Source organism: Colwellia sp. F1 (assembly GCF_056238625.1).
In genome coordinates this window covers 222,063-243,716 of record NZ_JBWDLI010000001.1, presented here as the reverse complement: position 1 = coordinate 243,716, position 21,654 = coordinate 222,063, and the positions used below count along the sequence as shown (strand labels likewise).

Annotated in this window: 16 protein-coding genes; 6 read left to right on the top strand and 10 right to left on the bottom strand. The window is 39.4% G+C overall.

The window, feature by feature from the left end; translation table 11 throughout:
• Positions 1-3: 3 nt before the first annotated feature.
• The 3 genes from AC0UA9_RS01135 to AC0UA9_RS01125 all read left to right on the top strand — a co-directional run bounded on the left by AC0UA9_RS01135 (position 4) and on the right by AC0UA9_RS01125 (position 5,693).
• Positions 4-1,512, top strand: coding sequence for a tryptophan halogenase family protein (locus tag AC0UA9_RS01135; protein ID WP_475655860.1), 1,509 nt, complete (start codon positions 4-6; stop codon positions 1,510-1,512).
• A 95-nt stretch (positions 1,513-1,607) separates the two neighbouring features.
• Complete coding sequence (locus AC0UA9_RS01130; RefSeq protein WP_475655859.1) at positions 1,608-3,158, top strand: sulfatase; 1,551 nt, start codon at positions 1,608-1,610, stop codon at positions 3,156-3,158.
• Between the two features lie 324 nt (positions 3,159-3,482).
• Positions 3,483-5,693, top strand: a complete 2,211-nt coding sequence (locus tag AC0UA9_RS01125) for a multiheme c-type cytochrome (RefSeq protein WP_475655858.1) — start codon at positions 3,483-3,485, stop codon at positions 5,691-5,693.
• A 280-nt stretch (positions 5,694-5,973) separates the two neighbouring features.
• Here AC0UA9_RS01125 and AC0UA9_RS01120 read toward each other — a convergent pair whose 3' ends face one another.
• The 5 genes from AC0UA9_RS01120 to AC0UA9_RS01100 all read right to left on the bottom strand — a co-directional run bounded on the left by AC0UA9_RS01120 (position 5,974) and on the right by AC0UA9_RS01100 (position 12,039).
• Positions 5,974-6,948 carry an aldose epimerase family protein gene (locus AC0UA9_RS01120; protein ID WP_475655857.1) on the bottom strand — a complete coding sequence of 325 codons (975 nt, stop codon included), beginning with the start codon at positions 6,946-6,948 and terminating at the stop codon, positions 5,974-5,976.
• Between the two features lie 2 nt (positions 6,949-6,950).
• A complete protein-coding gene (galE, locus tag AC0UA9_RS01115; RefSeq protein WP_475655856.1) occupies positions 6,951-7,973 on the bottom strand; it encodes a UDP-glucose 4-epimerase GalE in 1,023 nt (340 codons plus the stop codon).
• A 225-nt stretch (positions 7,974-8,198) separates the two neighbouring features.
• Positions 8,199-9,761 (bottom strand): sodium:solute symporter family transporter, encoded by a 1,563-nt coding sequence (locus AC0UA9_RS01110; RefSeq protein WP_475655855.1) that lies wholly within the window; start codon positions 9,759-9,761, stop codon positions 8,199-8,201.
• 57 nt (positions 9,762-9,818) lie between these two features.
• The gene (galK, locus tag AC0UA9_RS01105) at positions 9,819-10,997 is read right to left on the bottom strand and encodes a galactokinase (protein WP_475655854.1); all 1,179 of its coding nucleotides are present in this window, start codon (positions 10,995-10,997) and stop codon (positions 9,819-9,821) included.
• Positions 10,987-12,039: a UDP-glucose--hexose-1-phosphate uridylyltransferase gene (locus AC0UA9_RS01100; protein ID WP_475655853.1), complete on the bottom strand. Its 1,053-nt coding sequence runs from the start codon at positions 12,037-12,039 to the stop codon at positions 10,987-10,989. Before AC0UA9_RS01100 ends, galK begins: the two co-directional genes overlap by 11 nt.
• Before the next feature lie 158 nt (positions 12,040-12,197).
• On the opposite strand from AC0UA9_RS01100, the gene AC0UA9_RS01095 reads away from it, so the two are divergent.
• Complete coding sequence (locus AC0UA9_RS01095; RefSeq protein WP_475655852.1) at positions 12,198-13,202, top strand: LacI family DNA-binding transcriptional regulator; 1,005 nt, start codon at positions 12,198-12,200, stop codon at positions 13,200-13,202.
• A 187-nt stretch (positions 13,203-13,389) separates the two neighbouring features.
• Here the strand turns inward: AC0UA9_RS01095 and infA are convergent, their stop codons facing one another.
• The 5 genes from infA to ald form a co-directional block, all read right to left on the bottom strand.
• Positions 13,390-13,608: a translation initiation factor IF-1 gene (gene infA / locus AC0UA9_RS01090; protein ID WP_114325846.1), complete on the bottom strand. Its 219-nt coding sequence runs from the start codon at positions 13,606-13,608 to the stop codon at positions 13,390-13,392.
• Between the two features lie 182 nt (positions 13,609-13,790).
• Positions 13,791-14,507, bottom strand: coding sequence for an arginyltransferase (locus AC0UA9_RS01085; protein ID WP_475655851.1), 717 nt, complete (start codon positions 14,505-14,507; stop codon positions 13,791-13,793).
• Between the two features lie 14 nt (positions 14,508-14,521).
• Positions 14,522-15,265, bottom strand: coding sequence for a leucyl/phenylalanyl-tRNA--protein transferase (gene aat / locus AC0UA9_RS01080; protein ID WP_475655850.1), 744 nt, complete (start codon positions 15,263-15,265; stop codon positions 14,522-14,524).
• Positions 15,266-15,419: 154 nt separating this feature from the next.
• Positions 15,420-16,367 carry a thioredoxin-disulfide reductase gene (gene trxB / locus AC0UA9_RS01075; protein WP_475655849.1) on the bottom strand — a complete coding sequence of 316 codons (948 nt, stop codon included), beginning with the start codon at positions 16,365-16,367 and terminating at the stop codon, positions 15,420-15,422.
• 223 nt (positions 16,368-16,590) lie between these two features.
• Positions 16,591-17,709, bottom strand: coding sequence for an alanine dehydrogenase (gene ald / locus AC0UA9_RS01070; protein ID WP_475656167.1), 1,119 nt, complete (start codon positions 17,707-17,709; stop codon positions 16,591-16,593).
• 473 nt (positions 17,710-18,182) lie between these two features.
• On the opposite strand from ald, the gene AC0UA9_RS01065 reads away from it, so the two are divergent.
• Positions 18,183-20,702, top strand: a complete 2,520-nt coding sequence (locus AC0UA9_RS01065) for a DNA translocase FtsK (RefSeq protein WP_475656165.1) — start codon at positions 18,183-18,185, stop codon at positions 20,700-20,702.
• A gap of 42 nt (positions 20,703-20,744) precedes the next feature.
• The gene (lolA, locus tag AC0UA9_RS01060) at positions 20,745-21,506 is read left to right on the top strand and encodes an outer membrane lipoprotein periplasmic chaperone LolA (RefSeq protein WP_475655848.1); all 762 of its coding nucleotides are present in this window, start codon (positions 20,745-20,747) and stop codon (positions 21,504-21,506) included.
• Positions 21,507-21,654 lie beyond the last annotated feature (148 nt).

Here is a 21,654-nt window from a genome sequence, read left to right as displayed (position 1 = left end):
GATATGTCGTTTAAGCACCAACCATTAAAATCTTATGTCATTGTCGGGGGCGGAACGTCAGGTTGGATATCTGCAGCAGTTTTGAGCCATGTACTACAAAATACCGGTGTTTCAATTACGTTAATAGAATCGCCAGACATACCAACAATAGGGGTAGGTGAGTCCACTATTCCTTCATTTATTGACTTATTGTCATTTTTAAACATCTCTAAAGCAGCGTTTATTGCAAAAACGAATGCCACTTTTAAATTAGCCATTAAATTTGTTGATTGGTCTAAACAAGGTCAAGAATACTGGCATCCGTTTAGTAAAATAGGCAGTAAAATTGATGGGAAAGAGTTTTATCAACATTGGCTAAAAAGCCATGTTCATGGGGGGGGATTTAAATTTACTGATTTTTCACCTGCGGTGGCTATGGCAAAAGAAAATCGTTTTTTTATTCCCGACCCTAAAAAACCCAGTAATCTTTCAGGCGCTGCTTACGCTTTACATTTTGACGCAAGCTTAGCGGCAAGTTTTTTAGCCGAATATGCACAAAACAAAGGCGTTAAATGTATAAAGGCGCATGTTGAACAAATAGAACAACATGAAAATGGCAACATAAAAAGCTTACACTTAAAAGATGGTCAACAAATTAATGCTGACTTTTTTATTGATTGTACCGGTCAGCGTAGTTTATTACTTAAACAAACACTCAAGGTTGGTTTTGTTGACTGGCAGCAATATTTCCCCGTTAATCGTGCTGCCGTTATGCAAACTGAAAAAATGTCGACAATAGCGCCTTACACTGAATCAACCGCACATGAAAATGGTTGGCGTTGGCGCATACCCTTACAAAACCGCACTGGGAATGGGTTTGTTTTTAGCCAAGACTTTTGCAGCGACCAACAAGCGATCGATTTACTCACTAGTAACGTTACTGAAAAAGCCATTACAGAGCCAAGAATCATTCATTTTGCTACAGGAAAAAGTGAAAGATTTTGGCATAAAAACTGTTTGGCGGTTGGCTTAGCATCTGGCTTTGTCGAGCCGTTAGAGTCAACGGGCATTTACTTGATAATGAGAGGCATTTTAAATTTTGTACAAATGTTGCCTGATACGAACTTAGCCGAAGTTAGCCAAACAGAATACAACCGACTCATGGATATAGAGTACGACTGTATTCGAGATTTTATTGTTTTGCATTACTGTGTCAGTCAGCGTAATGACTCCTCTTTTTGGAAAATGTGGCGAAATGCAGCTATTCCTGAATCACTGAGCAATAAATTGGCGTTATTTAAAAGCCAAGGTCGCTTAATGCGCGATGACTATGACTTGTTCGCGCAGGACAGTTGGTATGCCGTATTAGAAGGTATGGGCGTTATGCCTAATAGTTACGACCCTACTGTTGATGCTTCCAATTTTGCGTTAATACAAAAAATATTAGAAGAAAGTGATGGCGCATTAAAACATAGCGTTCAAAAACTAATGAGTCACGAAGGTTATATAGCGAGGCTATTGGCTTCAGTGTAATTGAAAATATAGCTGATAAATTTTGATGAAAACAAAGAAACCATAATCTATAAAGTAAAAGTTTATAACTCAATTATAAAATAAAGGTATAAAACATGATAAAGCTTACGCGAAATTTCTCTAAAAAAAGTAAACATAAAATAATATTACTAGTATTAATGAGTGCGTCAATAATGCTAGGTTGTAGTCATGTTGCACAAGATAAAATGGCTACGTCGGCAGCGGCGCAACCTAGTGAGTCGAGCAATAACAAAATGAATGTAGTTTTTATTCTGGTTGATGATTTAGGTTATGCTGATATTGCCGCCTATAATGAAACCTCATTTTATCAAACACCTAATATTGACGAGCTTGCTAAAGAAGGTGTGCAATTTACCAACGGCTATGCAGCAAACCCAGTATGTAGTCCCTCTCGGTATGCCGCATTAACTGGGCGTCATCCTACACGAGTTGATTCTACCGATTGGTTTCACATTGATGGTTGGCCTCACCGAAGCGAAAAATTCAATCCTGCGCCGTTAAACCAATTCTTACCTGATGAAGAAACAACACTAGCAGAAGCTTTTCAAGAAAGTGGCTATAAAACAGCTTTTTTAGGGAAATGGCATTTAGGAGAGGAAGAAAGCGCTTGGCCAGAGGCTCATGGTTTTGATGTGAATATTGGTGGTATGAAGTTTGGCCAACCACCTAACGGCTATTTTTCTCCTTACAAAAACCCACGTCTATCTGACGGCCCAGTAGGTGAATACTTAACAGATCGCTTAACGAGTGAAGCCGTCAATTTAATTGATGGGTACGCAAAACAAGCCGAGCCCTTCTTCCTATATATGTCCTTTTACACGGTACATACGCCATTACAAGCACCAATTGAAACGGTTTCAGAATATCAAACTAGAAGTGATAAAACGAATACTAGCGACTCATTTATGCCAGAGGAGCAAATATGGCCTAGGGATGAGAAAAGGGCGGTTCGCGTAAAACAAAATCATGCTATTTACGCTGCTATGGTAAGGGAAATGGATAAAAATATAGGGCGTATTTTACAAAAGTTAAAAGACACGGGGCTAGATAAAAATACTATTGTGGTGTTCACTTCAGACAATGGAGGCTTATCTACAGCTGAAGGCTCGCCCACTTCAAACTTGCCATTACGAGGCGGCAAGGGTTGGTTATACGAAGGTGGCATTCGTGTCCCATTTATTGTGAAAGTCCCTAATGCAGAGGCAAATGGCTCTAAAGTAGATGTACCTGTGGTATCAACTGACTTTTATCCAACCTTGTTAACAGCAGCTGGCTTAAAAACTAAACCTGAACAACACCAAGACGGTGTTCAGTTAAACCCTCTGTTAAATGCAAGCGGCGATATAAAAGAACGTGCTATCTATTTTCATTACCCACATTACTCTAATCAAGGTGGTTTTCCTGGTGCTGCTGTACGTATTGGCGATTGGAAGTTGTTAGAGCGTTTTGAAGATGGCAAGGTTCACCTTTATAACTTAACGGATGATATTGGTGAGCAAAACGACTTAGCCACCGCAATGCCTGAAAAGGTAAATACTATGCGTAAAAAATTACATCATTGGTACAAAGAAACTGATGCTAAATTCTTAACACCTAAAAATGGCAAGTTACCTTGGACGCCATAAATTACTCTGCATACAGTTAATATTTATAGTGGGTTATGCTGTTTACTTACACAGTAATTAGTATAACTCATTTGTATATGTACAAATGATCAGACTTGGTTTTTATAATGTCAGTGTAATAAAACAATCTTTACCACTTAGGTTAAAAATATTGTTTATTAAGCCTACTTTTTTCTCATGTTTTGGCTGTATTTTCTCGTTGCAAGAAAAGCAATACCCTAAGGTTTATCGGATATTTAAATTTTAAGGTATTACGTTTCAGATAAGCGTTAACATAAGTGCTTTGTCACGTTATTATGTATTTATTTTAGGTAAGTTTATATTTTGAAAATATTTTATTTAATTAGCATTACTTGTGCCTTGCTTTGGGTTAGTTTATCTATTCAGGCAACAGAGCAGCAAATAGCCCATCAGTTTCAAAAAGATAAGCCGATAAGTAATCAGCCGTGTGTTGCTTGTCACCAGCAGTCACAAGATGATTGGCAACAATCTGATCATGCGAAAGCGATGGCCATTGCAGATAAAACCTCAGTGCTAGCGAATTTTAATAATAAGCACGTTGAGCATTATGGTCAAAAAGCTTACTTTTTTGTGAAAGATGAACAATACCAAGTTACTATTTCTTATGACGATAAAACAGATACTTACCCAATAAAATATACCTTTGGGCACTTTCCGCTGCAGCAATATTTAGTTGAAACAGCACCAGGGAAGTTACAGGTTTTACCTTTTGCTTGGGATAGCCGCAGTAAAACCGATGGTGGTCAACGTTGGTATCATAATTATGCCCATGAAGAAATTCGTCCCGAAGACAGGTTGCATTGGCGTCAACCGCTACAAAACTGGAACGGTATGTGCGCAGACTGTCATTCAGATGGTTTAGTGCGCGGGTACAACCCTGAAACAAAAAGCTTTAATACTCAATTTGACAACATTAACGTTGGTTGTTTATCTTGCCACGGTGATATGACCGACCATGTTGCTAAGTTAGCAAGTAAGCCGGCTAATAGAAATGTATCAACAGATGTCACTTCAGCCACACACCCCACAGGGCAATGGTTAAGAAACCTTAACGATAAAACAGCACACTGGCAAGGTAAACCACGCGATAATACCTTTATGGACACTTGTTTTGCCTGTCATTCATTACGTTCACCGTTAACGGATGGTATTGATCCGAGCAAACCATTTTTGGCACAATTTAGCCCACAATTATTAGCTTCACCTAATTACCATGCAGACGGTCAAATTAAAGAAGAGGTGTATGTTTATGGTTCATTTTTGCAAAGTAAAATGTTTGAGGCGGGAGTTAACTGCTTAGACTGCCATGACAAACATACCATGAAATTAAAGGTTGAAGGTAATGGCTTATGTTTACAGTGTCATGGCAGCGAAGTTTATAATGTAAAAAAACATCATCAACATGATGATGGCTCAGCGGGAGCTCAATGTGTGAATTGCCATATGCCTGATAATAGATATATGGGCGTAGACGACAGGCGTGATCACAGCTTTAAAATACCTCGACCAGATTTATCCATTGCCTTTAATACGCCTAATGCTTGTACCTCTTGCCATGACGATAAATCAAACCAATGGGCAAGTAAAACTTTAGAGGGCTGGCATGGTAAAGCTAAAGCTGTGTTACCTAGTAAACAGTTATTGATGTCGCTAAATCATGGCCAAGCACTGTCATTACAACAACACCTTAGTATTATTGCGGATGAAAAACTTGATGTAATTAGCCGGGCTACGGCAATCGGGTTACTCAGTTACACAACGCAGACGCTAAGCGCAGCGACTTTAGCGCCTTATTTAACTCACGTAGAGCCACTCTTTAGAATAAATGCAGCTAACATGGCCTCTTTAATGCCGCCAGCAGAGCGCGTTAAGTATTTAAGCCCGCTATTAAGCGACACTTATAAATCAGTGAGAGTGGCTGCGGCCAATAGCTTAGTGAGTACAGAAATTGCCGCCGCTGATCAAAAAGCTTTTGATCAAGCATTTAACGCATTAGTTCAAATTAACACTATTAACAGTTGGCGCGGAGAAGGCGCAGTGAACCAAGGTGCGTTAGCCCTGAAATTGAATAAAACAACAGAGGCTGAAGCCGCCTTTAAACATTCAATTAAGGTCGACCCCTACTTTGACGTAGGTTATATCAACCTAGCTGACATGTACCGGGTACAACAAAAGCCATTTCAGGTTGCTTTAGTACTTAAAAAAGGCATTGAACAAAATCCCCACTCAGCGGCTTTACATTACGCTTATGGATTACATTTTGTGCGTGAAAAACAGATACAAAAAGGGGTACCTCTTTTTGAAAAAGCCATGCACTTAATGCCTACCAATTCACAATATGCCTATACATTTATTTTAGCAATGGACGGGTTAGGGCAGAGTAAACAAGCATTAATGAAGTTAAAAGGGCTGATAGTGAGCTATCAAGATGATACTGAACTGAAAAATTTAGGTTTATATTTGTCGCAAAAATTAAATGACAGACAACACTATGATTTTTTCAATCGCTTGTAAAATAGGCTGTTGTATTTAACAGCTGTTGTATTTAACAGCTGTTTTATTTAACAGCTGTTTTATTTAACACAGGTGCAAAACAAAAAACCTTCTTATGCTTAATTTAACCGCGTGTACGTTTCTCATAAAAGTCAGCTATCTATAGCGCATTAGATTGCTGACAGAACATGCTAATTTAGTTGAAAGAACAAAAAGCGTAAGTGATATTTTCTATAAAACGCAAAAAATGCAGTGTCTTTAAACGCTGCATTTTCATAACACTTATGTCATTGGGGCTTATTTAAAACTGTTCAAATTGATAAATAATCGTTTTATTATAGGTATCATCTGAACGTAAAATAGTAGAAGGGAAGTGCTCGAAGTTAACAGCATCAGGATAACCTTGCGCTTCAAGACACACACCTTGGAAACGATTAAATTTATTAGTTAAATAATAGCCCGTGTATAACTGTAGCGCGGGTTGGTCGGTGAAAAGTCGCATTGTCACCTTGTTCTCTTTTGACGTAAGTATTGCACAAGGCTGTGTTAATATAGGGGTATCAATGATCATACAGTGGTCAAAACCATTGTTTGTAGTTGCCATCATTTTTTCTTGGTTAACACCAATACAGCTTTCTTGTCTAAATTCAAAACAGCTATTATTAACCGTGAGTATATTACCTGTTGGCGTACTTGATGCGTTCGTTTCTAAATAATTTGAACAATCAAGCGTTAATAATAGTGATTCACACGTCTTTTCGCCTAAATTAAAATAAGCATGGTTGGTCATATTAATGGGCGTAGCGGCATCAGTTTTACCATGATACTGCATAATAAGTTGATTTTTTTCGGTTAATGTAAAATCAACACTGACCTGTAAATTACCAGGGAAACCTTGGTCGCCATCATGTGATGCTAAGGATAAAGTCACGTGCTGTTTACTTTGGCTATTTTTATCAATGACCCAAAGCCTATGGGCAAAATTGTCTGAGCCACCATGTAAACAATGGCTGTTATCGTTTTGGCTTAACGTATAAGTGTTATCGTCTAAGGTAAATTCAGCATTACTAATGCGGTTACAGACCCGCCCACAAGTCGCTCCTAAATAGAAATTGTCATGGTTGTAGTCATTAGCGTTTTCATGGCCAAGCGTCATTTCAGTAGGGCAGCCATCAACAGTAAGTTTTATTGACGAAATACGCGCGCCTAAATTACATATACTGACACTCATGCCATTCTTATTCGTTAACGTGGTGGTTTTAATATGTGTTGTCATGATTAGTTGTAACCATTTGGGTTGTTAGACTGCCAGCGCCATGTATCTACCATCATTTGTGCTAGATCACGTGTTGCTTGCCACTGTAAAACGGTATTTGCTTTATTTGCATCGGCCCAAAATGCGGGTAAATCACCCGTTCTTCTGGGCGCTATTTCAAAAGGTATTGCTTTTGAGGTCGCTTGTTCAAAGGCTTTAATAATTGAAAAAACTGACGTGCCGTTACCCGTTCCTAAGTTAAACGCTTCAACACCGCTAAACTTGGGGTTAGCATTGAGCCAGTTTAATGCGCAAACATGACCTTGCGCTAAATCCATAACATGTAAGTAGTCTCGTTCACAGCTACCGTCTTGAGTAGGGTAGTTATCACCAAAAACATTGAGCTTTTCACGTTTACCTACCGCAACTTGTGCCAAGTAAGGCAATAAGTTATTAGGAATACCCGTTGGATCTTCCCCTATTGCACCACTTTCATGGGCGCCTATAGGGTTAAAGTAGCGCAGTGAAACGCCGCGAAAATTACTGTCTGCTATGGCATAATCGGCCATGATTCTTTCAACCATAACTTTGCTCGCGCCATAAGGGCTTGAGGGAGTACCTAATTTCATGGTTTCAACATAAGGGACTTGGTTATCTTCGCCATAAACTGTGGCAGAAGAGCTGAAAATAAAATCATGTACTTTAAATTTCGCCATTGCTTCGAGTAAGTTGACAGCGCCATAAACATTATTTTGGTAATATTGCAGGGGAATATCACTGGATTCACCTACCGCTTTTAACGCCGCAAAGTGTATTACGCACGTAATATCGTGTTGTTGAAAAACAGCGTCAAGTGCAGTTGAGTCACGAATATCTCCTTGCACAAATTCTATGGTTTTTCCCGTAATGTTTTTAATGCGATTTAATGACTCGATACTCGAATTGCATAAGTTGTCAAAAACAATTACTTGACTATTGCTTTCCAGTAAACTTAATACGGTATGAGAGCCAATATAACCTGCGCCACCTGTAACTAAAACTTTCATGTTATAACCTTAAGGAGTTAAAATTAATTGTTAACCTGTTTGTGTCTATTAATCAGGAAAAGGAAGGTATTCTGGGCTAAGCTTGGGCTGTATCTGAGCTATGTTTGCATACTGTTCGGACTGGCAAAGGGGTTAGCCCTGTTTGTGGTCCTACAGCTGAACTCAACCCATGAGTGTTAAAAAATTAAGGCCTACGAATAGGCCTAATTTAGTTAAAATTACTGTTTACCACCACGTTACGTATAACGCCGTTAAGATAATAACAACACCAAGAGCAGCAACATTAAAATTGCTTGAGGTTTTGAAGTCGATATTGTCTAAGCTAACACTACTGTCTTTGCCATGATCAGGTTTAGCAAGTGAAACCAATGCACACAAAGCTAAACATAATAAAAAGACGATGCCGACTCTATCCATAAAGGGTAGGGTGACCCAGTAAACTTTTAATATAATAGAAAACGCTGCTGAACCAACAGCGGCAGCTAAAGCGCCCGCTGAGCTAGCTTTTGACCAAAACATACCCATAGTAAATATCACTACAATACCGGGTGTAAAGAAGCCGGTGAATTCTTGAATATATTGAAATGCTTGATCAAACTTACCAAGTAAAGGCTCGGCTACCACAAGCGCTATTCCTAAAGAAATTAACGCAGCTAAACGACCAATAAAAACATAGTGATTTTGTGTTTTACCTGGCTTAATTTTGCTATAAATATCCATGGTAAAAATAGTTGAAATACTATTGGTCATTGACGCTAATGAAGAAACAATAGCAGCGACTAAGGCAGCAAAAACAAGCCCTTTAATACCAACCGGCATTAAGTCCATCATTGAAGGGTATGCTTGGTCTGGCGCGCTTAATTGCGGATATAAAACCACTGCAGCAATGCCGGGTACAACCACAATTAATGGCATTAATAACTTTAAGTAGGCTGCAAAGGCAATCCCTTTTTGCGCTTCGTTAAGATCTTTAGCGGCTAAGGTGCGTTGAATAATGTATTGGTTAAAGCCCCAATAGCTGAAGTTCATTACCCACATGCCACCAATAAGCACTGATATACCAGGTAAGCTCATGTAGTGTTCACTGTCTGGGCTTAAGATCATATCAAAATGATTAGGTAATTGATCAGTTAAAATACCAAAGCCGGCCAGTATACCTTGGCCATCGGCAACCGCATCAAGAGCCAAGTAACTTAATAATAAACCACCAAACACTAATAAAACGACTTGTAAAATATCAGTGTAAGCAACCGCCTTTAAACCACCGTAAAGTGAGTAAGCGATTGAGAACACAGATAAAAATATCATGCCGTACATCCAGTCTACACCGGCTACGGTTTCAATAGCTAAACCGCCTAACCAAAGCACGGCTGTTAAGTTTACAAAAATATAAACTGCCAACCAGAATAGCGCTAACGTTGTTTTTACTTTACCATCAAAACGTTGCTCTAAATACTGCGGCATAGTGAAAATTTCATTTTTCAAAAAAATAGGTAGCATGTACTTACCGACAAGAATCAAGGTAATTGCCCCCATCCACTCATAAGAAGCGATAGCTAAACCAATAGCATAGCCAGAGCCTGACATGCCAATAATTTGTTCAGCTGATATATTAGAAGCAATTAATGAGGCGCCTATTGCCCACCAAGGTAATGCTTTACTGGCAAGGAAGTAGTCTTCGGTGCTTTTACTTGTACCTTTCTCTTCGCGTGATATCCACAGCGCTAGTATCAGTAATCCCATGACATACGCAATAAAGATACTAATATCGAGTAATCCTAATTTCATACTTTAAACCTTATTTGAATAATTTATATTAACAATAGTTGTTATTTTTTGTGTTTATTATCGCTTGCTAAAAGCACCGTCAGTCACGGTACAAACATATATATCGGCTTGTAGTCCTGTTTTTACTCGGTATTGTTCTTTTATTGTTTCGCGTACTTGTTCAACTAAATCATTAGGGGTTAAAGCAACAACACAACCACCAAAGCCACCGCCAGTCATACGAGCGCCACCTCGTTGTTGTAAAACAGCGCCAATAATATCAACTAAAAAGTCCAATTCTGCTGTGGTTATTTCAAAGTCATTTTTCATTGACATATGGCTTTGCGCCATTAACTGGCTCATTGTTACCATGTCATTGGTATTTAATGCCTTGAGCGCCTGCGTTGTGCGCGTATTTTCACTGATAATATGCTTAGCACGCCGATAAATTACCGGTGGTAAATTTTCTTTTTCTTGTGCTAATTCTGTCAGTGTTACATCGCGTAAGGCTGGTTTGTTAAAATGTGCGGCTGCAGCTTCACATTGCTGACGGCGAGTATTATATTCACTGTCTACCAAGCCACGCTTAACGTTTGAATTAACAATAACCAATGACATATTTTCTGGAATAATGGCATGTTCAAACATTAAACTCCTACAGTCAAGCAGCATGGCATGGCCCGCCTTACCCATGGCTGAAACAAGTTGGTCCATGATGCCACAATTACAACCTACAAATTCGTTTTCAGCTTGTTGGCCTATTAAAGCCGCTTTAACCCCATCAAGCGGAATATTGTTTAAGCTGGCAAAGGTTTTTAATATAGCTATTTCAAAACTTGCTGATGAACTAAGGCCAGTGCCTTGTGGTACGTTACCAGAAACAACCATATCGACACCGCGTAGAGTAGGATAAGTACTTTGTAATACTTGTAAGGTACCGCGAATGTAATTTACCCACATTTGTGTAGCACTAAATTCAATTTTGTCTAAATCAAAAGAATTTGTTTCACCATTACAATCAATGGCTACAACGTTGACTGTACGGTCTTTGCGTAGTGTTGCCGCGATATCCGTACCAAAGTTAATTGCTGCAGGTAAAACAAAACCATCGTTATAGTCAGTATGCTCGCCAATTAAGTTAACACGCCCAGGGGCATGAAAAACACCTTCAGGGGCGTATTGATAATGTTGAATAAACTGTTCAGTGATCATAGTCTTTCGTGTCACGTTTTCTTCAAGTGTTATATTATTTGACATCAATTCGTTCCTTGTAATGTACATCAGACACATCACGTAATCGTTGAGCTGCTTGCTCCGGGGTTAAATCACGTTGTGACTCTGCCATCATTTCATAACCGACCATAAACTTACGCACGGTTGCTGAGCGTAATAGCGGAGGAAAAAAGCTTGCATGCAATGTCCATTCAGAATGATTATCACCATCATAAGGCGCACCGTGCCAACCCATAGAATAAGGAAATGTGCAATTAAATAAGTTGTCATACTTAATCGTAATTTTTTTAATTGCATCTGCTAGTGAACGTTTTTGCTTCGGTGTTAACTCTGTCATGCGTGTAATAGCAAAACGTGGTAATAATAACGTTTCAAAAGGCCAACCAGCCCAATAGGGCACAACGACTAACCAGTCATCATTTTGAATAACAACTCGCTCGGCTTGTTCTACTTCACGCTTGGCGTAATCAAGCAGTAAATTGCTGTTATATTGCTGAGAGTAGGCTGAGAAAGCTTTTTGTTTTTTATTGACTAAAGTAGGTAATTGCTGCTGTGACCAAATTTGTCCATGAGGATGTTGGTTTGAACAGCCCATCATAGCGCCTTTATTTTCAAAAACCTGAACCCATCGGTAAATTTTACCAAGTTCTGCGCATTGATCTTGCCAAGTATTTACCACTTCAACAATTTCCTCAACACTGAGTTGAGGAAGTGTTTTACTGTGATCAGGAGAAAAACAAATAACTCGGCTTTCACCTTGCTCTGTAACCATTTTAAACAAGGGATCGTTAGACTCAGCGTTTGGGGTATCTCGTTTTAAGGCAGCAAAATCATTGTTGAATACGAATGTTTTTGTATATTTATCATTTACTTCACCATTAATGCGTGTGTTGCCAGGGCATAAAAAGCAACTTTCATCAAAGGCGGGTCTTTCATCTTCGTCAATTGTTTCGATTTGCCCCTGCCAAGGTCTTTTTGCGCGATGAGGAGAAACTAATACCCATTCATCAATTAATGGGTTGAAACGACGGTGTGGGTGCTCAGTTGGATCAAAAATAGAATCCATAAAAACCTCATAATCTGGTTAAATATAATTTATTATAGAAAAAGGGTAAACGTTTTCATTTTTAAATGCAATAGATTATTTATCTTTTATTTTAATAGCCGTTGAACATTACTAAGTAATGGGTGTATCATTATTTAAAATTATTATACGTTTTCATTATGTCTACTATTAAAGATGTTGCTCGCATTGCGGGTGTGTCCATTGCTACTGTTTCTAGGGTAGTAAACAATGGCCCTAAAGTCGGTCAAAAAACCCGTGAAAAAGTAGCACAAGTGATGAAAGACTTAGGTTATACACCTAATGCCAATGCACGTGCTTTGGTCACTCAAAAGTCAACCACTATTGGTGTGGTAGTACCTGAGTTAACAGATCCATTTTTTGCTTCACTTGCTAGTGGTGTTAATAAAATAGCTCACGAGCATAATATGCAATTATTGCTAAGTACTGCGCAACAAAGCGCAGAATCTGAACGAGCAGCCATCAATCTACTTATTGAAAGGCGCTGCCAAGCAATTATTCTGCATAGTAAAAAATTATCAGATGCTGAATTAATTGCCTTGTGTGAAAAAATGCCGGGTTTAATTTTGATTGACCGAGTTATCGACAGCATTAAAGAGAGATGTGTTTGGCTAGACAATGAAGAGGGTGGAAAAATAGCCGCTCGGCATTTGATGTCATTAGGACATAAAGATGTTGCTTGTATTAGTAGTAAGTTTCAAATTGAAGACCCCGCATTAAGACTTAATGGTTTTGCTCGTGAGTATAAAAGGGCGGGCATAGTGATCAATGCAGCTCACATCGAATATGGCGAGCCTAATCAGCGAGGTGGTGAAATAGCCACGCAACGTTTACTGGCTTCAGGCCAGCAATTTTCAGCTATTTTTGTTTACAATGATGCCATGGCCATAGGTGCAATTTCAACGTTAGAAGATAATGGTTATAAAGTACCACAATCTATTTCAGTTATCGGTTTTGATGATGTGTTAATTTCACGCTATTCAAGGCCTAAACTAACTACCTTACACTACCCTATTGATGAAATGGCACAGCAAGCGGCTTTATTGGCTCTAGATTCATTGCAAAAAACACCCAAAGTGAACAACGAGGGCTACAAATATATTCCGCATATTGTTAAGCGAGAATCAACCATAGATAAAATGTAGTGCTACAGCGGTTTGAACCTGTAGTGATATAGGTATTATATGGTAATAAGCCGAGCAGACTTTATTTAAATCTATTATTTTTACATGAAAAAACCAGTGTTTTATCAGCACTGGTTTTTTTAATGTATAAGTAAACGTTTATAATTAACGTTTTAGGCGCAATCAGCTATTATTTTAGCGATGTAAACTATCTGGCACGGAAAGTAATGCGACCTTTAGATAAGTCGTATGGTGTTAATTCAACCGTGACTTTATCACCCGTTAAAATACGAATGTAGTTTTTACGCATTTTTCCTGAAATGTGGGCGGTAACCACATGGCCATTTTCTAATTCAACTCGGAACATAGTGTTAGGTAACGTGTCTAAAACCGTACCTTGCATTTCAATATTTTCTTCTTTCGCCATGGGGCGCTAAACCTCTATATGTTGTGCAAATAAGCAATAAGTTCAATTTATTTTATTTTTAAATTGTTATAAATTATTGCCGATAAAAAAAGCTGCGCGAATAATGCCTAATTGTGCCGCTAATGTAAAGCTTTGTGGCGGTTTATTTATAACAGAGCAGTAAAAATGTTGCCGTATATTGGTTATTTATGAACCGCTAACCATTGCTGGTTAGCAAATCTTTCGTGCGGGAAATAGCGATTTTTATAATTCATTTTTTGGCAGTCATCTATTTGATAACCCAAATATAAATACGGTAAATTGAACTTTTTACAATAGTCTATTTGGGTAAGAATAGAAAAAACGCCTAAACCATGGGCTTTATAATTTGGGTGATAAAAAGTATAAACAGCCGACAGACCATTCATTAATATATCGGTGACCGCGACACAAACGAGTTTCTTTTCACCATTTTCAACTGACCAAGTTTCAATAAATAACTGTTGGGTTAATTTACTGGAAAGAAAGGTTTGAAATTGCTGATAATTAGCAGGAAACATGCTGCCGTCTTGGTGGCAAGTGTTGATGTAATTTTCATACAAGGGGTAGTATTCATCTTTTAATTGCGCTGAGGTTGTAATGTGAAAGTGAGCATTGCGCTTTAATGAACGTTTTTGACTTTTAGATGGTTGAAATTGTTCAACCAACACACGAATAGAGTGGCAAGCATTGCAATGAGGGCAATGTGGTCTATAGGCTTGGTCACCGCTACGGCGAAAACCTTCTACCATTAACATGCTGTAGCCACGGTTATTTTGCAAACGTTCATCAACGGCTATTAATAAGCGCTCTTCTTGATTGGGTAGGTAATTACAAGGAAATGTTTTTGTTATACCTACTTGGTAACTGTCGTTATTCATATAATTATTATTACCTAAATTGACAATGTTAGCGTGCGTGGTTGCCAAATTTTTTTGCTGATTTTTTTATTCATTGCGTTATTTTTAAGGTTAGCAAAATTCGCTCGGCTCATTTCAATTGCGCCCATGTCAGCTAAAAAAGGGTTTAGTATCTGACAATCAAGAAAATCAATGTCAATAGACGTTAATAGTTCACAAACAGCTAACAAGGCAAACTTAGAGGCGTTGGGCTGCGTGTAAAACATAGATTCGCCAGAAAAAAGCCCATTAACAGCGACGCCATATAAGCCACCAACCAATGTTAATTGGGGGGTTGAACCGTTGTTATTATTGTTGTTACTGTTTTCTTGCCACACTTCAATTGAATGTGCGTAGCCTAGTTGATGCAGTGTGATATACGCTGCCTGCATTTGCGGTAGTATCCATGTACCGTCTTGGCGAAATGGGGCATTTGCACATTGTTTAATCACTTGTTCAAAAGCGGTGTTTACTGTGATTGTATAAGGAGATTTTCTAATGGCTTTACGCAGCGTTCGGTTAATACGTAAATCGTCTAGTTTAAGAATGGCTCTAGGATCAGGCGACCACCACAGCAGTGGGTCACCTTCACTAAACCAAGGAAATATGCCTTCACTATAGGCTTGTATTAAGCGCTGGGGAGTTAAATCACCGCCAATGGCCAATAGGCCGTTTGGCTCTGTTAGCGCACAATGTATGGGAGGGAAGGCAAGGTCATTATCATTTAGCTGATACAGCATGTTCGTTCCGTAGGCGGCAATTTGTTTAACTTTAGTTGGCGAGTTAAACCAGCACTATTCACTGTAATTTTTACATCAAGGTTTAATACAGACGGTTTAAATTAACCCTTTAGCCGTCTGTATTAATGTTTAAGTCAATAGCTACAGCAGTATGTTACTGGGCGTCAAGGTATCGTTCAGCATCAAGCGCTGCCATACAGCCAGCGCCAGCAGAGGTAATTGCTTGACGGTAGATATGGTCAGCAACATCACCAGCGGCATAAATACCTTCAACACTGGTTTGTGTTGCATTGCCTTGTGTACCACTTTCAATTGTAATGTAACCATTTTCCATGGCTAACTGGCCTTCAAAAATATCGGTATTAGGTTTATGGCCAATGGCAATAAATACACCCGCTACTTCAATGTTTTGCGTTTCGTCAGATTTAGTATCTTTTAACCGTAAACCGGTTACGCCCATGTTATCGCCTAACACTTCATCTAAAGTGCGGTCGGTGTGTAAAATGATATTACCGTTATTAACTTTATCGTAAAGACGATCTGTTAAAATCTTTTCAGATTTAAAGGTATCACGACGGTGAATTAAATGGACTTCACTAGCAATATTCGACAAATAAAGCGCTTCTTCAACCGCAGTATTGCCGCCACCCACAACCGCTACTTTTTGGTTTTTATAGAAAAAACCATCACAGGTAGCACAAGCTGAAACGCCGCGCCCCATAAAGGCTTCTTCAGAAGGTAGGCCTAAGTATTGTGCTGAAGCGCCGGTACAAATAATTAATGCGTCACAAGTATATTCATTGCTACCGCTTAATTTATAAGGTTTTGAAGAAAAGTCTACCGACTCGATATGGTCAAACACGATTTCAGTGTCAAATTTTTCTGCGTGTTTTTGCATGCGGTCCATTAAGGCAGGGCCGGTTAACCCATCTGCATCACCTGGCCAGTTTTCTACGTCTGTTGTGGTGGTTAATTGGCCACCTTGTTGTATTCCAGTGATTATTACAGGGTTTAAATTAGCGCGGGCTGCATAGACAGCAGCAGTATAACCGGCAGGGCCAGAGCCTAAAATAAGTAGTGGGCAGTGTCTAACGTCGCTCATGAATGCGTTCTCCAGAATTTTTTGATAGGGGGTACCTATCTAAGATGATAACTTTATTAATTGGGATGATAAGAGGTTCTATCAAGGGTGTATAGTGTGAATATTGATTTTTATAAAAAAGAAAGAGAAAAAAGAGCGCAAATGGTTATTTGCACTCATTTATCAAGAGTAACTTTTGTTAATGGCGTCTATGCAGTAAATATTGTGTGATAAAACTTAAATATTAACTGTTAAGCGCAACCACTGGTTCAACAAACGCATAACCTAAAACATCGGCGATGGGTTGATAAGTGACTTTACCAGCGGCAACGTTTAAGCCAGCTAATAAATGTTTATCTTCAAGTAGTGCTTGCTTAGCGCCCTTATTGGCAATAGTTACCACAAAAGGCAATGTAGCATTGGTTAAGGCTATGGTTGATGTACGAGCTACGCCACCTGGCATATTGGTAACACAATAATGGACTATATTATCAACAACATAAGTGGGCTCTTGATGTGTGCTTGCGCGCGATGTTTCAAAGCAGCCACCTTGGTCAATGGCAACATCAACTACCACGGCGCCATCTTTCATTGACTTTATGTGTGCTTTTGTAACGAGTTTAGGCGCTGTTGCCCCCGGAATTAACACCGCACCTATCAGTAAATCAGTGTCAGTAATAAGTTGGTTCATGGCGTCAGTGGTTGAATAGACTGTTTTTAAACGGCCATTAAATTCTGCGTCTAACTGGCGTAAACGCGATGCAGAGCGTTCTAGAATAGTAACCTCAGCGCCCATGCCTATTGCCACACGCGCTGCCTGGGTGCCAACAACACCACCACCAACAATTAATACTTTTGCCGGCGCAACACCCGGCACACCCCCGAGCAATAAACCTAAACCGCCTTGTGCTTTTTCTAAGGCATGTGCTCCTGCCTGAATAGACATACGACCAGCAACTTCTGACATAGGCGTAAGTAAAGGCAAGCCCCCAGCGGCATCAGTAACGGTTTCATAGGCGATACAGGTTGCGCCTGAGGCAATTAATGCGGCTGTTTGTTGTGGGTCAGGCGCTAAGTGAAGGTACGCGAATATAATTTGCCCTGGGCGTATCATTTTATATTCACTTGGCTGGGGCTCTTTTACTTTTACGATCATATCGGCGGTTGCATATATTTCTGCTACGTTGTCGATTATTGTTGCCCCAGCTTCGATATACTGCGCATTGTCAAACCCGATAGCCGTACCACCGTTACTTTCAACTAAAATTACATGCCCATTTACTGCTAACTCTTTAACGCCCGCAGGGGTTAAGCCAATACGGTATTCATGGTTTTTTAATTCTTTAGGCACACCAATAATCATAGTTTTCTCTTTTAATTGAAATTTTGTCATGACAGAGCCACTTCAACCGTTGTGTTAACAGTTTAAGGGGCGTTACTGCTTTGAAATTGCTAAGTTAAATTTAGGCTAGTAAATACACGTGGTTTTAATAGAATAACCTGTCGAAATATAGAGATATATCGAAATATTACTCTATTCAATATATACTACAGAACATAAAACTAGCGCTACTGATAAGCGCAGAGTAACAAATAACCGGACTATGTTAAACTCGAGTTATTTATTTTGTAATAAGTAGCACAAAAAAATCGTGTGTTTTATTTATAAAATTGCGTATAAAGTTTACTTAATTTACTATTTTATTCGTTTGTTTGTTACGTCGAAATGTCTGTTAACTTAGAGTATTTTGTATTGATTTTAGTTAACATAACGCCATATAACATTAATCCTCTTTTATCATGGAATTTGAATTGTCTTTAGAACGAGTGAAAAACATTGACGAAAATGCCCAAGAGTCTAGTAATAGTCAGCTAAATGAGAAGCCAACAAAAAAATTAAGCGGTGTACAGCGCTTATTAGAAACAGGGTTACTGTTTTTTAGTGTCTTTGCTATGTTTTTAATGCTGGCATTATTTAGTTTTGACCAAGCCGACCCTGGCTGGGCGCAAACAGGTTACCAAACGCCAGTAAGAAACCTTGGCGGTGCGGTAGGGGCGTATGTTTCAGATTTACTGTTAAACCTTTTTGGCTATATTGCTTACACCTTACCTTTTGTTGTCGCTATTGTCGGCTGGCTGCTTTTTCAGAAATATTACCGGTTAATGCAATTAGATTATTTCACTATTGGCCTAAAACTTATTGGTTTTATTCTTTTTTATTTAGGCATAACGTCATTAGCCAGTATGAATTTTAATGATATTTATTACTTTTCGGCCGGTGGCATATTAGGCAATGTGTTAAGCAAAACGCTACTGCCTTATTTTTCATTTGTGGGTAGTACATTAGTATTTTTGATGTTTAGTTGTGCAGGTTTTGTTTTGCTAACTGGCTTTTCATGGCTTAAATTTATTGATAATGTTGGCCGCTATAGCATCGCTGCCGTGATGTGGTGTAAAGATTTACCGCAAACCATTCAAAACAACTTTGGTACTAGCAACAGCAAACAAGGCGAGAATAATACCGAGGTAACTAAACAAAAAAACCCTGTGGAAAAAGAGAATAAAGCTGACAGCACGGTTACCGAGCCAGCGAAAAGAAAAATAGCAATGCCATTTTTCAATGACGACTCAGCGCAAGAGCCCCCTAAGCCCCAAGAGCCTTTCGTTGATATTAACGACTTAATGGATGGCCCACTTGAAATTAATGTACAAGAGCATGTGAATGATTCAGAGCTAACTGCCGCTTTTGCTGCCGTTGAAAAAATTAATGTTGCCGACGACAAAAAACAACGTGGTGAAGTAACAACAAGCTCAGACGACAGCCAAATTAACTTGGTGGCGAGCGTGGAAGAAAAGTTTGAAGGAATGCCTTCTATAGATTTACTCGACCGTGCAGACAAAGCAAAAAACCCTATAAACCAAGAAGAATTAGAGCAGGTTAGCCGCTTAGTAGAAGCCAAGTTATTAGACTTTAAAGTGCATGCGCAAGTTGTGGCTGTGTACCCTGGGCCGGTGATTACCCGCTTTGAACTAGACTTAGCTCCAGGAATGAAGGTGAGTAAAATTAGCGCCTTGTCTAAAGATTTAGCCCGTGCTTTATCAGCAATTAGTGTGCGTGTTGTTGAGGTTATTCCTGGTAAGTCAGTGATTGGTTTAGAGTTGCCAAATAAACACAGAGAAATTGTTCGCTTAAGTGAAGTTATTTCATGCGAAGCGTTTGAAGAAGCAAGTTCAAGCTTAACCATGGTATTAGGTAAAGACATTGCAGGCGAACCTGTGGTGGTTGATTTAGCCAAAATGCCACACTTGTTAGTTGCCGGCACAACAGGCTCAGGTAAGTCGGTGGGTGTGAACACCATGATTGTCAGTTTATTGTATAAGTCTACTCCTGAAGACGTCCGCCTGATTATGATTGACCCGAAAATGCTTGAACTAAGTGTTTACGAGGGCATTCCCCATTTACTGGCAGAAGTGGTTACCGACATGAAAGACGCGGCTAATGCACTGCGTTGGTGTGTGGGTGAAATGGAGCGACGCTATAAAGTGATGTCAGCATTAGGGGTGAGAAACTTAAAGGGATATAACAAAAAAGTACTGGACGCAATAAAAGCAGGCGAGCCTATTATTGACCCTATGTGGCAGCCTAGTGATGGTTTAGATCAAACACCACCGCACTTAGAAAAACTGCCCAGTATTGTGGTTATTGTGGATGAATTTGCTGACATGATGATGATTGTAGGCAAAAAAGTAGAAGAGTTGATCGCTCGTATTGCTCAAAAAGCCCGTGCTGCTGGTATTCATTTAATATTGGCTACCCAACGCCCGTCGGTAGATGTAATTACCGGCTTAATTAAAGCAAATATTCCAACACGTATGGCGTTTCAGGTTTCATCGGGTTTAAACTCTCGTACCATTTTAGACCAACAAGGTGCAGAGCAGTTACTAGGGATGGGTGACATGCTTTATTTACCGCCAGGAACTGGCGTTCCTACTCGTGTACATGGCGCGTTTATTGACGACCACGAGGTACATGCTGTTGTGAAAGACTGGAAATTACGCGGTGAACCTAATTACGTTGAGGAGATTTTAGCCGGTGGTAACGACCCAGATATGTTATTACCAGGTGAGCTAGCTGAAGGTAGTGAAGAAGATGAAATAGACGCACTTTATGACGAGGCAGTAAACTTTGTGACAGAAAAACGCCGTGTGTCAATTTCAAGTGTACAAAGGCAGTTTAGAATTGGTTACAACCGCTCGGCAAGAATTGTTGAACAAATGGAGATGCAAGGGGTCGTATCTACTGCGGGTAATAATGGTGCGCGAGAAGTACTTGCACCACCACCTATTAGAGATTAACACAGTAATTAGCGATTAATTCAGTAAAAATTCGGAAAATAAATGACTATTAATGATGTAAAAGTTTTTGTTCTAACCCTAGGGGTTACCACGGCTGTCTTGTGCAATGGGGTAACAGCGAAGGAGCTTCCTCCAGTAGTTGATACTCAAGAAAAACAAAAAGTAACACGAACAGCACTTGAAACAACGGCACAAGCCATAGACGCTAAAAGTGTATTAATGGCTAAACTCGCTAACCTTGCGCATTTTAGTGCTAGCTTTACACAATCAGTGCACAGTGAAGCAGGCGAAATACTTGAACAAAGTACAGGTGAGCTAGTCATTAGTAAGCCAAACTTAGCACGTTGGCATACGTTGGCGCCAGACGAGTTAACGATTGTTTCTGATGGGCAGGATGTTTGGTTTTATAACCCATGGATAGAGCAAGTCAGTGCGTATTCGTTATCAGCTGCTATTGCGCAAACGCCAATATTGCTCCTAACAAGTGAAGATGAAACACTTTGGCAAGCGTATTTTGTGACCCAAGAAAAAACCGCAACACAAAACGCGAGTGAGCAAGCTCCCCAAGAGGAGGTTTTTGTTATTAGCGCAAAAAATCATAATAGCCAAATAAAAAACTTAACGCTACACTTTGGCTCAGGTGAAAATAGCGGGCAGTTAACACAGTTTTCTTTTTTAGATGCAACAGGGCAATCGAGTCATATTAAATTAACTAATTTTGACGATAAAACACAACCCAAAGCAAGCCTGTTTAACTTTGTGCTACCAGCAGGGGTACAGCTTGATGACCAACGTGTTAACTAACAGAATAATTAAACCATCACAGGCCGCAAGCAAGGCGAAAGCAGGAGTTTTAACAGTATTGTGCAAAACGAGCAAACGAATTTATTTGGCTTAGAGCAACCAACATCTGGCAACGAGCCAAAGCAAAATGCAAGCTCCGTACTGGCGT

Excerpts from the sequence above, each read along its gene's own strand:
- AC0UA9_RS01135 (WP_475655860.1), top strand. The coding sequence starts at position 4 with ATGTCGTTTAAGCACCAACCATTAAAATCTTATGTCATTGTCGGGGGC.
- AC0UA9_RS01130 (WP_475655859.1), top strand. The coding sequence starts at position 1,608 with ATGATAAAGCTTACGCGAAATTTCTCTAAAAAAAGTAAACATAAAATA.
- AC0UA9_RS01120 (WP_475655857.1), bottom strand. The coding sequence starts at position 6,948 with ATGACAACACATATTAAAACCACCACGTTAACGAATAAGAATGGCATG.
- galE (WP_475655856.1), bottom strand. The coding sequence starts at position 7,973 with ATGAAAGTTTTAGTTACAGGTGGCGCAGGTTATATTGGCTCTCATACC.
- AC0UA9_RS01110 (WP_475655855.1), bottom strand. The coding sequence starts at position 9,761 with ATGAAATTAGGATTACTCGATATTAGTATCTTTATTGCGTATGTCATG.
- galK (WP_475655854.1), bottom strand. The coding sequence starts at position 10,997 with ATGTCAAATAATATAACACTTGAAGAAAACGTGACACGAAAGACTATG.
- AC0UA9_RS01100 (WP_475655853.1), bottom strand. The coding sequence starts at position 12,039 with ATGGATTCTATTTTTGATCCAACTGAGCACCCACACCGTCGTTTCAAC.
- AC0UA9_RS01095 (WP_475655852.1), top strand. The coding sequence starts at position 12,198 with ATGTCTACTATTAAAGATGTTGCTCGCATTGCGGGTGTGTCCATTGCT.
- infA (WP_114325846.1), bottom strand. The coding sequence starts at position 13,608 with ATGGCGAAAGAAGAAAATATTGAAATGCAAGGTACGGTTTTAGACACG.
- AC0UA9_RS01085 (WP_475655851.1), bottom strand. The coding sequence starts at position 14,507 with ATGAATAACGACAGTTACCAAGTAGGTATAACAAAAACATTTCCTTGT.
- aat (WP_475655850.1), bottom strand. The coding sequence starts at position 15,265 with ATGCTGTATCAGCTAAATGATAATGACCTTGCCTTCCCTCCCATACAT.
- trxB (WP_475655849.1), bottom strand. The coding sequence starts at position 16,367 with ATGAGCGACGTTAGACACTGCCCACTACTTATTTTAGGCTCTGGCCCT.
- ald (WP_475656167.1), bottom strand. The coding sequence starts at position 17,709 with ATGATTATTGGTGTGCCTAAAGAATTAAAAAACCATGAATACCGTATT.
- lolA (WP_475655848.1), top strand. The coding sequence starts at position 20,745 with ATGACTATTAATGATGTAAAAGTTTTTGTTCTAACCCTAGGGGTTACC.